This window comes from Streptomyces sp. M-16 (assembly GCF_052114405.1).
GTDB lineage: Bacteria > Actinomycetota > Actinomycetes > Streptomycetales > Streptomycetaceae > Streptomyces.
Map to the genome: position 1 here is coordinate 1 of NZ_JBFRER010000024.1, position 14,550 is coordinate 14,550.

The following is a 14,550-nucleotide window of genomic DNA, read 5'->3' on the forward strand; positions in this document are numbered from 1 at the left end:
ACCACCGGGTCGCCGCAGGGCCCGGCGGACGGGGCCGGCGGGCCGGGCGCCGCGGCCGTCTTCCTGGCGCCCGCGGGCGTGGACGGCCGGCCCGCGAGCCAGCGGGCGGCCGACGACCGCAACGTCCTGCGCACGTGCCTCTCGGCCGCCCACGACGCGCTGGAGCGGCTCAAACTGCTGGAGCCCGAGGTGGGCGCCCACACCCCGGTGATCCCGCTGCCCGGCCTCGAAGAGCTGAACCGGATCCTGGTCAGCCTCAGCGCCGACATCGAGAACCTGCGGCGGCGGACCGAGGACCTGCACGAGGACCTGCACGAGGAGGACGGAGAGGAGGGAGAGGAGGGTCTGGACTAGGCGGACGGCGGGCGGGCCGGCGGGGACGGGGACGCTAAGGAGGTCGCGTTCCGGTGTTCCGTCGGCGACGCAACCGTCGTCCGGACGGTCGCCCGCCAAGCCGTTACGGCCCGGGTGGGGGAGCGAAGGCCCTGGCCCGAGAGGGACGGAAGCCCTCCCGGCCGGGCCGGGAGGGCGAAGTGCGTCATGACCGGGGCAGGGAGCGCGTCAGGCCGCGCCGGTCAGCTGAGGCCTCTGCTGCGTTCGCCGATCCGGTCACCCTGGGGAGTGCCGGCCCGCTTCAGGGACGCCTTGGTGTGGGCGCCTCCCTTGACCTTGGTCCGGACCGGACCCTCGAAGCCGTGACCACCCTGCGTGTGGGGCAGCTGGGGGCGTTCCGACGCCTTCGCGATCGCCGCCTGGACGCCCTGCTTCTGCTCTTTGCTCATCCCGTCGTCAACTCCCTCGGGAAGCACCCAATCGGACTACTGGGATCCTATGCAGATATACGGACCAATGCACCCGGACCATGCGTAAAGAATGCTGGATCAAGGCCGTGGCGCGGCCGGCCGCTTCGGGGTGCCCACGGTGGCCCGGATCAGCTCCTCCGGGCAGGGCGTACCCCGCGGGAGCTGGTACTTCGCCGCCACCCGGTACTCCCCCGGCGCCGGCGCCAGCAGCTCCGTCCAGGTGTCCCCGGCGGCGTCGGGGGCCGCCTTGAAGAGGCACCCGGACGTGTTGGCGTACTCCTTGGGCGGCGCGCCCGTCCCGGCGGCGGCGGCGCCCCGGGCCTTGGACGCGGGGGTCTCCTGCGGGGGCTCGACCGCCTTGCCCGCCGCGTCCACCAGGCCCAGCCAGGGCGAGTGGGGGATCCGCACGAGGACCCGGCCGGGGGCCTTGACGTCGATGACCAGCTGATCGGCGCCCGCCCGCACCACGGTGGCCGGTCCGGACACCAGGTCCGTCGGGCCGGACACCTGGAACAGCCGCCAGTTCTCGTCGCCCCACACCTCACGGAGGTACGGGAGTCCCGCGCGCACGAGCTTCGCCTCGGCTTCCCCGCCCGAGTCGGGTTTGTCGGCGGGCAGCACCACGTAGTGCACGGCCCAGCGCCGCAGCCAGGCCCGGTAGCCGTCGGCGGTGAGGGTGCCGTCGTAGAAGAGCGGGTTGCGCTCCAGGTCCGCCTGCCGGTTCCAGCCGCGCGCGAGGTTGACGTACGCGGGGAAGGCCGAGGATTCGCGGTGGCTGCTGGCGGGGACCACCTCGACCCGGCCCCGGTCGGCGCCCGCCTTGCCGAGCCGGTCGATCAGCGGGGCCAGCTCCCGGTTCCAGGCGGCCACGGGGGTGGTGCGGACGATGTCGGTGACGCTGTTGGTGGTGATCCAGGCGGTCAGCCCCACGAAGGCCGCCAGCACCGCGTACCGGCGCCGCGAGCGCGGGGCGGCGTACGGGAGGGCGGCGAGCAGCACCGCCCCGCCGAAGAGCATGACCAGCCGGGTCACGTTCGAGCCGACCTGGGAGTCGATCGCCCAGGTCAGGAACACCCCGAAGGTGTAGACGGCCGAGGCGATCCGGACCGTCTTCCACCCCTTGGGCACCAAGAAGACCAGGGACAGGCCGAAGAGGAACGGCAGCCAGGCCGAGCCCAGCTTCATCGGCTGCGTACCGGAGAAGGGGAACAGCCAGGCCGACAGCCCCACGACGGCCACCGGGGCCAGCCCCAGGGCGTACGCGCCCGGCCGCCGCCCGCTCAGGAAGAGCGCGGCCGCGATCACCCCGAGGAACAGCCCCGCGACCGGACTCGCCGCGGTCGCCAGCCCGGCGAGCGGCGCGGCGACGGCGGCTTTGGCCCAGCGCCGCCGGGCCCATTTGCGGGGCCAGCAGAAGACGGCGGCGACGGCCCCGAGCGCGAACAGCACCCCGAGCCCGAAGGTGACCCGGCCCGACAGGGCGTTGCACAGCAGCCCGTAGACCCCGGCCAGGGCCGGCCACAGGGGGCGGCGGACGGCGCCGCGGCAACGGGTCAGGATGAGCGCGAGGAGCCCCGCCGCACAGGTGCCGGCGATCATCATCGTGGTCCGGACGCCGATCATGTGCATGACGTACGGGGACACGACGCTGTACGAGACCGGGTGCATGCCCCCGTACCAGGCGAGGTTGTACGCGGTGTCGGGGTGCCGGCCGACGAACTCCGCCCACGCGTCCTGTGCCGCCAGGTCCCCGCCGCTGTTGGCGAAGCTGAAGAACCACACCACGTGCAGGACGGCGGCCACGGCGACGGCCACGGCCACCGGATGCCGGTGCGCCCGTGCGAGCAGCCCGGCGCCCGGGCCGCCCGGCCCGGGGGACGCCCCGGCGGGCTCCTGTCCCTGCTCATGCTGCTCAGCGGTGGTCACAACCGACGCTCTCTCCCCGACACGACACGTGAGTCCCGCCCCGGCACCCTAGACGCGCCGCGGCGGCCCCGGGGTTGCCCGGGGCGCCGCGGCGACGCACCTGCGATCGGATCAGCCGATACGGGTCAGCTTGCTGCCGGCACCCGGCGCGACCAGCTCCCGCTGGAGCGCCACGGGCACCTTCACCTGGCTGGCCCCCTCGCCGACGGTCAGCACGCCGACCTGGGTTCCGGCCTTGGCCGTCTCCGGGATCCTGGTGCCGCCGTCGCCGAGCTTGAGGTTCACGGTCAGCGCGGGCCAGCCGACCGCCTGGACGTCGGCGGTGGCCACGACCGGCGTCCGGCCGCCGAGGCCGTCGTCCACGTACCCGACGACATCGCCCTTCTTCACGACGGGCGCGCCCTCGATGGTCTTCTGGGTGGCGATCAGCAGCGTCCGGCTCGCGCCGATGACGCTGTCGATGATCGGCGGCTTGTGCTGGCCGAGGACGGCGCCGACGATCAGCTGGTTGGTGTCGCCGACCTTCTTCTGCGCGGCGAAGAGGAGGTTTCCGCCCGCCTTGGTCGTCGTACCGGTCTTGATGCCGAGGGAGTCGTTGAACGGGACCAGACGGTTCCAGTTGGGCCACGGCTTGCCGGTCGGGTCGGTCCAGCTGGGCATGCGGGTGATGTCCACCAGCGCCGGGATCTCGACGATCTTCAGACCCAGCTTCACCTGGTCCTCGGCGGTGCTGACCGTGGTCGCGTCCAGGCCCGAGGGGTCGGTGTAGGTGGTGTTCGTCATGCCGAGTTCCTTGGCGGTGTCGTTCATCTTCTTGACGAACGCCTCCTGGGAACCGGAGTCCCAGCGCGCGAGCAGCCGCGCGATGTTGTTGGCCGACGGGATCATGAGGGCGGCGATCGCGTCGTACTCCGAGATCTTGTCGCCCTCCTTGACCGTGTTGAGGGTGGACTCGTTGTCCGACTTGTCCTTCTGGCCCTCGGTCTCGGCGGTCTTGTCGACGTCGATCATCGCGCCCTTCTCACCCTTCTTGAAGGGGTGGTCGCGCAGGATGATGTACGCCGTCATCGACTTGGTGACACTGGCGATCGGCACCGGCTTCTGCTCACCGGACGAGCCGATGGTGCCGAGGCCGGCGGCGGCCATGGAGGCCTGCCCCTCGGTGGGCCAGGGCAGCTCGGGCTGCCCGCCCGGGAAGGTGTACGAGGCCTTCGCGGTCATCGCCAGCTTCGGCGCGGGCAGCGGGCGCACCATCTGCACGACGGCGAGCACGATGGCCAGGAGCAGCACGATCGGCGCGTAGATCTTGAACCGCCGGACCGCGGTGCGCATGGGGCTCGGCGGCGGGGGCGGGTTGTTGGTGAGGTCCGCCAGCATGTCGAGCGGCGGCCGCGGGGGCAGCGGCTGCTGGGTGGTGCGCTCGCTGGAGTCCAGCCGGCCGGCCGCCGCCGGCGGGGCCGGGGGCGTCGAGAACGGCTTGGGGGCGGCGGGGGCGGGCTTCGGCGTCGCGGGAGCGGGCGTCGCGGGCTTCGGCGTCGCGGGGGCGGGCTTCGGCGGGGCCGGCTGCTCGTCTCCGCGCAGCGGCACGAAGGTGCTGGACCGCGCCCCGCCCTTCTCCGCGTCCGCCGGCTTCTTCTCACCGGCCGGGGCGGAGCCCGGCTTGACGGCCCGGAAGACGGCCGTGCGCTCGCTGTCGCCGTCGAGCGCCTTGCCCGACCCGGCGGCCTTCTCGGCATCGGCCGGCTCGGCCCCGCGGGCGTCCTGCGCGGGCTTCTTGTCCTCCACGGAACCGGAGCCGGAGCCCGGCTTCACCGTGCGGAAGACGGCGGTGCGCTCGCTGTCGGCGGCGGCGGGCTTCCCGCCCTTGTCCGCCGCGTCCGCGGGGGCCGCCTTGTCAGCCTTCTCCGCGTTGGCCTTGTCGGCCTTCTCCGCGTCGGCCTGCTTGGCCCCGCGCGGGTCCTGCGCGGGCTTCTTGTCCTCCACGGAACCGGAGCCGGAACCGGAACCGGGCGCGACGACGCCGAAGGCGGTGGTGCGCACGTCCGCGGACGGCTTCTTCGGCTCGTCGGCCGGAGCGGATCCCGGCTTCACGGCCCGGAAGACGGCCGTGCGCTCGCTCTTGCCGTCGGCCGGCCCGTCGGCCTTCCCGGCCCCGCGCGGGTCCTGCGCGGGGTTCTTGTCCTCCGCCGGAGCGGAACCCGGCTTCACCGTGCGGAAGACGGCCGTGCGCTCGCCGTCACCCTTCTCGGGCTCAGCGGCGGGCTTCCTGTCCTGCCCCGAACCGGAATCGGGCACGACGACGCCGAAGGCGGTGGTCCGCACGTCCGCGGACGGCTTCTTCGGTTCCGCACCGCGCGGATCGCGCGCCGGCTTCTCTTCCTCCGCGGAGGAAGAACCCGGCTTCACCGTACGGAAGACGGCCGTGCGCTCCCCGTCGCCCTTCCCGGGCCCGTCGGCGGGCTTCTTCGGCTCTCCGCCGCGCGGGTCCTGCGCGGGCTTCTTGTCCTCGGTCGAAGTGGAATCCGCCTTCACGGTACGGAAGACGGCCGTGCGCTCGCCGTCACCCTTCTCGGGCTCAGCGGCGGGCTTCTTGTCCCGCGCCGAACCGGAATCGGGCACGACGGCCCCGAAGGCGGTGGTCCGCACGTCCGTGGACGGCTCCTTCGGGCCGTCGGAGGTCTCCGAGGGAGCCGAGCCCTGGCGGACCACGCCGGGCGTGGCCGGCTTCTCGGGGTCCGCCCGACCGGGGGACGGCTCCGAAGCGGTGGCCGCCTTGCCCGCGCCGCCGGTCCCGGCGGCCGAGTCCGAGCCCGAGCCCGAGCCCGAGTCCGATTCCGTACCCTCGCCGCCGTCGCCGTCCGTGTCGCTGCCCACGTCACCGTCCGTGTCCGCGTCCGTGTCCGCGTCCGTGTCCGCGTCGGCGGTCCGGTCCGCCGGTCCCGTCGGCTCGGCGGTCGCGACCCATGCGGCCACGGCCTCCTTCAGCGCGTCGCGCCGCGGCGGCGGCTGAAAGACCGAAAGCCTCGGGTCCTGTTCCGCGGAGGAGGACTTCGCCGTTCCCGACGTTCCTTCATCTACCGACTTGTCGGGGGACTCGCCCGCCACCGTTCCTCCTCGATCGCCGTCCGGTCGCTGTCCGAACCGTCTAACAGTGTCCCGTCTAGGGGGCATCGCCCCCGTGCTAGACGAGAACGACATAGCTGCAGGTTCCCCCGCAAAGCGGCCAGGCGCTCTCGACAGATGAATGTGAGAGGCGTCACCCTGTCACTCATCCACGCGGGGAGGCATGGATGGGCAGGAGCCGCAGAACAATTCCAGAGGAGCTTCTGCTGCTCGCCTTGGACCCGGCCACGGGAACCACGGCGCAGCCGCAGTCGCTCGACCTCGGCCTGGCCGGGGCACAGCTAGTGGAGCTGGCTCTGGCAGGACGGATAGCCCCTGACGGGGATCGTATCGCCGTGGTGATGCCACGGCCGACAGGAGATCCGACTTTGGACTCCGCACTGGAACTGCTGCGCAGGCGCGGCAGCCCGGTCCGGGCCGTCCACTGGATCGGCGGACCCCGGCTGGGGCTCCGCCAGATTTACCTCGCCCACCTGGAGCGCTGCGGCATGGTGCATGCCGTCGCGGGACAGATGTGCGGGGTGTTGCCGACGACTCGCTACCAGGCGACCGACACGGCGATCAGCCGGGAGATCCGTGCCCGGCTCGACAGTGCGATCCGCACCGGTGTACCGCCGGACCCGCGGACCGCGGCGCTCGCCGCACTGGCCCACGCGGTCGGACTCGGCAAGCACCTGTACCCCGGCAACGAGGGGCGGTCGTCACGGTCCCGGCTGCGGGACCTGATCCGGCACGACCCGATGGGCGGTCTCGTAGCGCACGCCGTGATGGACGTCCAGAACGGCGTGGCCGCCCAGCCGCGCCGCGACCGGGCTCCGGCCCAGCCGCCCGCCGCCCGGGCCACGGCGAGCAGCGGTGTGCCGCTGCAGCCGCGCCGGACGGGTGCGATGGCACGGGCGGCAGCGCACTAGGGACGGACCCGCAACACCCGTACAGGCAGCACGCACAGGCCCCGTGACACCCCTTGATCCGCCGAACGGGGCACAGATCGCCGCGACCGGAGGTCCCCCAAGGACCGGCGCGGAAGCCGCCCGCACGCGGGGTGGCGTGACCGGCTCACCGGTCACGCCTCCCACCGTCCGACGCCGCCGACTGGGCATGGAATTGCGCAAGCTTCGCGAGGACAAGGGCATGACGGCCGAACAGGTCGCCGAACGCCTCCTCGTCTCCCAGTCGAAGATCAGCCGGTTGGAGAACGGCCGCCGGTCCATCAGCCAGCGTGACGTCCGCGACCTGTGCGAGGTGTACGAGGTCGAGGACGCCCGGCTGGTGGACTCGCTCATGCAGATGGCCAAGGACTCCCGCCAGCAGGGCTGGTGGCACGCCTTCGGGGACATCCCGTACAGCGTCTACATCGGGCTGGAGACCGACGCGGCCAGCCTGCGCACCTACGAACCTCAGATGGTCCCCGGCCTGCTCCAGACCCCGGAGTACGCCCAGGCCCTCATCCGCGGGGCACTGCCGGAGACGGCGCCCGCCGACGTGGACAAGCGCGTCCAGGTCCGCATGCACCGCCAGAAGCGGCTCTCGGAGACGGACAACAACAATCCCGACGTCGGGCCGCTGCGCCTGTGGGCGGTCATCGACGAGGCGGCGCTGCGCCGGCACGTGGGCGATCCGCAGTTGATGATCCGGCAGCTGGAGTACCTGATAGAGCAGTCGCAGCAGCCGTACATCACGGTGCAGGTGATGCCGTTCTCGATGGGCGCGCACCCCGGGGTGAACGGGCAGTACGCCATTCTGGAATTTCCGGACGCATCCGACTCGACGGTCGTCTACATCGAGGGCGTCACGAGCGATTTGTACCTGGAGAAGGCCAACGACGTTCAGAAATACAGCGTGATGTACGAGCACCTGCGGGCCCAGGCCCTCAATGTGGACCAGACCAGGCAGTTCATCGGCGAGATCATCGACCACTACGCGGGCAAGACGGGAAAGTGACCTGATGACCTGATGACCTGAGGCCCTGATGGCCTGATGGCCTGATGGCCTGATGGCCTGATGCGGCGAGGGGGGCCGGTACGGTACACCGTCGGTCCCCGGCCGGAAAAGGCCTGACCGGAATATGCCACCCGGTCGAGTGAATGCCTCGGTCAGGCGTCGGGAGGTGCCGGTAGCGTCGATCACGTCGGTCAGGGAATTGACCGGCACGCAACCGGAACTACTCGCTGAACCGGAGAGAAACATGGCAATTCGTCAGGGCGCCACGGAAAACTGGACCAAGTCCTCCTACTCCGGCGGAAACGGCGCCTGCGTCGAGGTCAAGTCCCCGGCCGTGGAAGCGATCGCGGTCCGCGACTCCAAGGTGCAGGACGGCCCGTCCCTCACCTTCGCGCCGGCCTCCTGGACCTCCTTCGTCACCGACGTCGTCGCGGGCCGGTAAGGGCGCCTCGCCTGAACACCGAAGCGCCCTGTCCGATGCCAGGTCCGATACCGGGGCCGGCGCCGGATCCCACGGCCGGTCCGGCAATGCCGACCAAAGCCCCCTCGACCGGCCCGCCGTCCTGGCCGAGGGGGCTCGGTCATGTCCGGGACCTCAGCGCAGCAGGTCCACGTAGCGGTCGGTTCCCGGCACCGTCGGGATGAACGGCGCGACCAGTTCCACCCGCCCCAGCCCCGATTCCGCGACCTCCGCGTCCAGCCCCTGGAAGCGGTCCCAGCAGGTGCGCGGGTCGGCTTCGAGGAACCACAGCAGGGTGAGCCGGGTGTCGACCCCCTCGACCTGCTTCACATAGGTCATCCGGTCGCCGGGCAGCGGCGTCGGCCGGAAGACGGTCACCATCGCCGCCTGCGAGCCGTTCAGCCGTCGCGGCAGGTCCCGGGAGCGCAAACGTTCCAGCAGCTCCGCCCGCCGGCCGGGGTCCTCGGCGTCGACGACCTGGAGCACGAGCCCGGCGTACGGGTGGTCGAGGGCGTGGAAGTCGCGGGGTCCGGCGGCCCCGTCGCGGTAGACGGTCGCCTCGTGGTCCTGGAAGGCCGTGAAGACGTGGGTGCGGTCCTGGTGGACCCGGCCGTCCCGGTTGAGGCGCTTGTTGATGCCGACGGTCCACTTCATGTGCTCGTCGTAGCGGCCCTCGGTCACCCAGTACGTGGAGAGGTAGCAGCCGGCGGTGACGGGCTGGGCGACCGCCGACTTCTCCGGGTAGCGCAGTTCCTGGAGGTCGCGGGTGGCGACCCAGCGGCGGCCGGCGTACATCCAGGGCATGGCCATGGCGCCGGCGTAGTAGTGGTCGTCCTCGTACCAGCGGTTGTACGCGTACTCGTGGCCCGGGTGGGGTTCCACCATGGTGATGAGGGCGTGGCCGGGGCGGACCCCGTACGGGCCCACGGCCGCCAGCTCCGCGTAGTCCCCGGCCCGGGTGTCCACGGGCTCCGGCCCCCGGTCCGGCCGTTCCCGATCGTCTCTGGTCGTCATGGCACCGGTCTAGCTGATGATGCGTCAGTTGGGGAGGGGTCGGGCGCGGTTCAGCCGGTGGACAGTAGGTGCCGTCTACACCTTCCGCCGCTAGGCTGCGCGGCATCCGCCACCCGAAGGAGCCCCCATGCCCCTCGACTCCCCCGCCCCGGCCGCCGCCCCGCTCCCGCCCTTCGCCGCCCGCGCCGCCTCCGTGGGCGGCTCGCCCGTGCGGGAGATCCTCGCGCTCACCGAACGCCCCGGAGTGATCTCCTTCGCCGGGGGACTGCCCGCGCCCGAACTCTTCGACACCGCCGGCCTGCGGGCCGCCTACGACGCCGCCCTCACCGGGGCCGCCGCCGCCCGCGCGCTCCAGTACTCCACCACCGAGGGCGCCCCGGAACTGCGCGAGGCCGTCGCCGCGCGGGCCCGTGCCCGGGGCCTGCCCACCACCGCCGACGAGGTCCTGGTCACCACCGGCTCCCAGCAGGCCCTCACCCTGATCGCCGCCACCCTCCTGGAGCCGGGCGACACCGTCCTCGTCGAGAACCCCACCTACCTCGCGGCCCTCCAGTGCTTCGGCCTCGCGGGAGCCCGGGTGATACCCGTGCCCTGCGACGAGCGGGGCCTGCTGCCCGACGCCCTGGCCGAACTCACCGCCCGGGAACGCCCGAAGCTCCTCTACACCGTCCCCACCTTCCAGAACCCGACCGGGCGCACCCTGCCGGGCGGGCGCCGCGTCGAGGTGGCCCGGACCGCGGCCCGCCTCGGGCTGTGGCTCGTCGAGGACGATCCGTACGGGGACCTCCGCTACGAGGGCGACCACCAGCCCTGGATCGCCGCCCACCCGGGCGCCGAGGACCGCACCGCCCTGCTCGGCAGCTTCTCCAAGGTGATGGCACCGGGGCTGCGCCTGGGCTGGCTGCGCGCCCCCGGCGCGCTGCGGCGCGCGGCGGTGGTCGCGAAGCAGGCCGCCGACCTGCACACCTCGACGGTGGATCAGCTGGCCGCCGCCCACTACCTCGGCGCCGCCGACCTCGACGCCCACGTCGCCCGGGTCCGCGAGGCCTACCGGGCACGCCGGGACGCCCTCCTCGCCGGACTGGGCGGGGCGCTCCCGGAGGGCTCGGAGTGGAACCGTCCCGAGGGCGGCATGTTCGTGTGGGCGCGGCTCCCCGAGGGGTACGACGCGGGCGCCCTGCTCAAGTCGGCGGTGGCCCACGACGTGGCGTACGTCCCGGGGGCACCCTTCTTCACGGGCACCCCCGACCCGCGCACGCTGCGCCTGTCGTTCACCACGCACACCCCGGCGGAGATCGCAGAGGGCCTCGCCCGGCTGGGCCGGGCCCTGGGATAGCCAGGTGCACTGACCGCAGCGTCGTTGACGCGGCTGATGCGGTGTGGCGTACGCGGACTCCGCCGTCGGGCTGGCCCATGAGGACCTCACCGCCGCAGCGGACCTGTGGATGTCCGAGTGGCCGAGTGCCTGCGAGGCGTACACGGAGGCGGTTGCGCCTCTCGACGAGCGCCGGCCTCGGCCGTCTGGAGCGGTAACTCCTCGCGGAACTCTGCCGTTCAGCCGTCAGCTCGCCCCTTGTGGCTACCTCCCCCTACCACTGCCGACACCGCAGCGGACGACCAGCCGTCAGCTTCTGCGGGCGCCGCCAGCAGGTGTCCCCACCGCAACCTCGCGCAAAGCCGCGCGGTGGAGTAGCGGGGCTAAACAAGATCTTCCGCGTCTGCAGAACTCTGTCGCCCCGCCGCCCAACTGCCGCGTGGTTATTGCTGCTGCTGTTGTTGCTGTTGCTGCTGCTGCTTCTCTTGTTGTTGCTGTTGCTGTTGCTGTTGCTGCTGTTGCTGCTGCTGTTGCTGCTGCTGTTGTTGTTGCTGCTGTTGTTGTTGCTGTTGCTGCTGCTGTTGCTGTTGCTGCTGTTGCGGGTTCTGCTGCTGCTGTTGCTGTTGCTGTTGCTGTTGCTGTTGCTGCTGCTGTTGCTGTTGCTGTTGCTGCTGTTGTTGCTGTTGCTGCTGCTGCTGTTGTTGCTGTTGCTGCTGCTGTTGCTGTTGCTGCGGGTTCTGCTGCGGGTTCTGCTGCTGCTGTTGTTGCTGCTGCTGGGTAATTTGATTGATGATTTGAATTATGACCGGTTGCGCAATGCCGAGGCGCTTACCCGCGGCTTCGGTCGCTGCTTTGGCCTCTGCCTTCACCACCTGCGGGGGGGCACCTCTCTGCACCGCCGCTTGCGCTGCAGCCTGTCCTGCCTGTAGGGCAGCGGCTGCCTTTGCCGAGGACGCTGCAGGGCCGATGCAGACCACAGAACCTACGGAGAACGGGCCCTGGCCCGTAACGGTGATCGGGCCGATGCGACCGCCAGAAGTGGAGCGCACAGTTTTTCCGCCAGGCGAGACGGTGAACGTCTGACTGGCAGCGAAATTCTCTCCCGTCAGAGTGCTTCCGTTCACACGGCACTTCGGGTTGGAAGCGGCGGAAGCTGAGGTGACGGCTCCAGCCGTTCCGCCGCCTAGCGCGACTATCACGGCGACACTCAATATGATCTTGCCTTTCACGGACTTCTCCTCTCGACACTGCGCCATCACACAACCGGTAGGTAGGACAGCGATTGAGGCCCCTTCAGGCAGTCGACGACAAAGCCTGCTCGGCTGGAACTCGTCTGGCCTGAGCCTCAGCACCCGGGTGCCTTCGCCGGGAACTCTCCACCCCGCATTGCCAGGTTCAAGTAGCACTAGAGCTACTCGGCGCCCGCTTTGAAGAGCGGCTGTTGGTGTTGCGCGGGAAGTTGACGGGGCCTTCGAAAGCGGGATTTCCCAGTGCGCCCGGTACGCCGTACTTCCGCGGCAGTGGCACCTTCTTCTCTGTCTGTTGCCTAGAGGCGGTGCGGCGCTGTGTTGCTGTCCGGCTCGCCCTTGATGGCCTGATAGCTGCGCATCCGCCGATTACCGCCACGACCAGCAAGGCCCCAGGGCGACACCATCTCAAGCCAGCTGGAGGGCAGCACATGCCTCTCTTCCACCATGCCCGGCATCCCGTTGAATCGCATCCCGAGTGCGCGGGTGCCGGGGGTGGCGGTCGCCCGGTCCATGGCTTCGGCCAAGCCGGGATCGCGGGTGCTCCCGGGAGAACCGACCTCCAAGATCCACTTCGTCGCGGACGGCCGGTGCCAGCCCCTCGCGGTCGTCATCACGCCGGGACAGGCTGGTGACGCACCCGCATTCGAGCAGGTCATGGCCCGCCTGCGGGTGCCCAGGCTGATCAGCCGCCCCAGGGTCACGCCGGATGAGGCCTGGCTGACAGGGCCTACTCGTCCCGGGCGATCCGACATCATCTGCGGCGGCGCGGAATCCGGGCGGTGATCCAGCAACCCGCCGACCAGGCTGCCCACCGCAAGAGGTTCGCCCGGCTCGGCGGGCGACCGCCGGCCTTCGACCGTGAGGCCTACAAGCAGTCGACCTGGCCCTCGTCCGCCGGCCGGTCCGCCGGCCGGTCCGCCGGCCGGTCGATCGGGCCGGGGCCGGCGGCGTACAGGGCCTCGATCTCGGCGGCGTAGCGTTCGGCCACCGCCCGGCGGCGCAGTTTCAGGGTCGGGGTCAGCGTGCCGTCGGCGACCGAGAGCTCCCCGTCCAGCACCCGGAAGGCCCGGATCCGCGCCGGCCGGGAGACGGTGGCGTTGGCGGTGGCGACGGCCTCGGCGACCAGGGCGCGCACCGCCGGGTGGGCGGCGGGGGACGCACCGAGGTCGAGGGACCGCCGGGCCGCCCAGGCGGCGACCTCGGCCCCGTCCAGGGTGATCAGGGCCACCGGGTGGGGCCGCCGGTCGCCGACGAGGACGGCCCGGGAGACGAGGGGGGAGGCGTTGCGGACGGCGAACTCCACCTCGGTCGGGGTGATGTTCTTGCCGGCCGAGGTGATGATCAGCTCCTTCTTGCGGCCGGTGATCGTCAGGAAGCCGTCCCCGTCGAGCCGGCCGAGGTCCCCGGTGTGCAGCCAGCCGTCGGCGTCGAGCACCCGCGCCGTCGCGGCGGGGTCGCCGTGGTAGCCGGGGAACACCATCGGGCCGCGGGCCAGCACCTCCCCGTCCGCGGCGATGCGGACCTCACAGCCGGCGACCGGACGGCCGACCGTTCCGGGGCGGACGGCGCCGGGGTGGTTGAGGCTGATCACCCCGCCGGACTCGGTCATCCCGTAGCCCTCGAAGACCCGGATGCCGCAGGCCCGCAGGAAGTCGAGGGTGGCGGGGGCGATCGGGGCGCCGCCGGTCAGCGCCCACTCCAGCCGGCCCCCGAAGGCGGCCCGGACCGGGGCGTAGAGGGACCGCTCCGCCGCCGCGTACGCCTCCCGGGCGGCGTCGGGGAGCCGGCCGTCGGCCGCCAGCACCCCCAGCCGTACGGCCTCCTCGAACCGCTCCCGGCCGCGCTCGGTCCCCTCGGCCAGGGCCAGCACCACCGCGTGCACCTTCTCGAACAGGCGCGGCACGGAAGGCAGGTGGGTGGGCCGGGCCTGCGCGAGCTCCGCGACCACGTCCTCCACCCGGCCCCCGAAGTAGCAGAGCTCCCCGCCCCGGAGCAGGGTGGTGAACTGGATGAGCTGCGCCAGCAGGTGCGCCAGTGGCAGGTACAGGTACGTGGAGTCCCCCGGTCCGCCCCGGATCAGCGGGAGCGTGGAGTCCTGGACGGCCCCGAGGTTGCCGTGGGTGAGCCGGCAGCCCTTGGGCAGGCCCGTCGTTCCGGAGGTGTAGACGACGGAGGCGTCGGCGTCGCGGGTGACCGAGGCGGCCCGGGCGGCGAGCGCCGACTCGGGTGCGAGCGGCGGCCCCTGGGGAACGTCCATCCGCAAGACCGCGCGCAGCGCAGGCAGTTTGGGGCGCAGCGCCTCGATCCGGGCCGCCTGGACGGCGTCCTCGCAGACGGCCACCACCGTCTCGGAGTCCGAGAGCACCCACGCCAGTTCCTCCTCCCCCGCCGTCGGGTACACCGGCACGAGCACCGCGCCCGCCGCGAGGATCCCGAAGTGGGCGTACGTCCACTCGGGCCGGGTCTCGGCGAGGACCGCGACCCGTTCCCCGGCCGCTACGCCGAGGCCGAGCAGGCGCCGGCCCACCGTCCGGACCTCCGCGGCGAGTTCGGCGTAGCTCCGGGTCCGCCACCCGGGTTCCCCCTCCCCCGGCCCCGTGCGGAAGCGGAGCGCGGGCGTGGGCCCGTACCGCTCCTCGGTCCACTGGGTGAACTCCGCCAGCGTGTCCGGCCGACCGTCCATCTCTTGCCCTCCCGGTGACAGGTGACAGGTGACCC

General features: G+C 71.9%; 10 protein-coding genes and 2 pseudogenes. 7 read left to right on the top strand and 5 right to left on the bottom strand.

Annotated elements, in window-relative coordinates; translation table 11 throughout:
• A pseudogene (locus AB4039_RS13480) lies at window positions 1-354 on the top strand (hypothetical protein); the annotation flags it as partial.
• Window positions 355-575: 221 nt separating this feature from the next.
• Here the strand turns inward: AB4039_RS13480 and AB4039_RS13485 are convergent.
• The 3 genes from AB4039_RS13485 to AB4039_RS13495 all read right to left on the bottom strand — a co-directional run bounded on the left by AB4039_RS13485 (window position 576) and on the right by AB4039_RS13495 (window position 5,702).
• Entirely contained in the window at window positions 576-782 is a 207-nt protein-coding gene (locus AB4039_RS13485; protein WP_266839662.1) for a hypothetical protein, read from the bottom strand.
• Window positions 783-881: 99 nt separating this feature from the next.
• Window positions 882-2,729 (bottom strand): MFS transporter, encoded by a 1,848-nt coding sequence (locus AB4039_RS13490; RefSeq protein ID WP_442270813.1) that lies wholly within the window; start codon window positions 2,727-2,729, stop codon window positions 882-884.
• A gap of 111 nt (window positions 2,730-2,840) precedes the next feature.
• The gene (locus tag AB4039_RS13495; protein WP_442270814.1) at window positions 2,841-5,702 is read right to left on the bottom strand and encodes a hypothetical protein; all 2,862 of its coding nucleotides are present in this window, start codon (window positions 5,700-5,702) and stop codon (window positions 2,841-2,843) included.
• 317 nt (window positions 5,703-6,019) lie between these two features.
• Here AB4039_RS13495 and AB4039_RS13500 point away from each other — a divergent pair, with 317 nt between their 5' ends.
• The 3 genes from AB4039_RS13500 to AB4039_RS13510 all read left to right on the top strand — a co-directional run bounded on the left by AB4039_RS13500 (window position 6,020) and on the right by AB4039_RS13510 (window position 8,235).
• A complete protein-coding gene (locus AB4039_RS13500; RefSeq protein ID WP_030232012.1) occupies window positions 6,020-6,763 on the top strand; it encodes a GOLPH3/VPS74 family protein in 744 nt (247 codons plus the stop codon).
• Between the two features lie 187 nt (window positions 6,764-6,950).
• Complete coding sequence (locus AB4039_RS13505) at window positions 6,951-7,793, top strand: helix-turn-helix domain-containing protein (RefSeq protein WP_442270815.1); 843 nt, start codon at window positions 6,951-6,953, stop codon at window positions 7,791-7,793.
• A 244-nt stretch (window positions 7,794-8,037) separates the two neighbouring features.
• Window positions 8,038-8,235 (top strand): DUF397 domain-containing protein, encoded by a 198-nt coding sequence (locus AB4039_RS13510; protein ID WP_266839666.1) that lies wholly within the window; start codon window positions 8,038-8,040, stop codon window positions 8,233-8,235.
• A gap of 153 nt (window positions 8,236-8,388) precedes the next feature.
• Here AB4039_RS13510 and AB4039_RS13515 read toward each other — a convergent pair whose 3' ends face one another.
• Complete coding sequence (locus tag AB4039_RS13515) at window positions 8,389-9,267, bottom strand: hypothetical protein (protein ID WP_266839667.1); 879 nt, start codon at window positions 9,265-9,267, stop codon at window positions 8,389-8,391.
• A 127-nt stretch (window positions 9,268-9,394) separates the two neighbouring features.
• On the opposite strand from AB4039_RS13515, the gene AB4039_RS13520 reads away from it, so the two are divergent.
• From AB4039_RS13520 to AB4039_RS13530, 3 genes and pseudogenes are all read left to right on the top strand, one after another.
• Window positions 9,395-10,603, top strand: coding sequence for an aminotransferase-like domain-containing protein (locus AB4039_RS13520; RefSeq protein WP_442270816.1), 1,209 nt, complete (start codon window positions 9,395-9,397; stop codon window positions 10,601-10,603).
• Window positions 10,604-11,028: 425 nt separating this feature from the next.
• A complete protein-coding gene (locus AB4039_RS13525) occupies window positions 11,029-11,511 on the top strand; it encodes a hypothetical protein (RefSeq protein ID WP_442270817.1) in 483 nt (160 codons plus the stop codon).
• Window positions 11,512-12,378: 867 nt separating this feature from the next.
• Window positions 12,379-12,704 (top strand): annotated as a pseudogene (locus AB4039_RS13530) (transposase); the annotation flags it as partial.
• On the opposite strand, the gene AB4039_RS13535 reads toward AB4039_RS13530, so the two are convergent.
• Window positions 12,698-14,515 (bottom strand): AMP-dependent synthetase/ligase, encoded by a 1,818-nt coding sequence (locus tag AB4039_RS13535; protein WP_442270818.1) that lies wholly within the window; start codon window positions 14,513-14,515, stop codon window positions 12,698-12,700. The pseudogene AB4039_RS13530 and the gene AB4039_RS13535 overlap by 7 nt on opposite strands.
• Window positions 14,516-14,550: the final 35 nt, after the last annotated feature.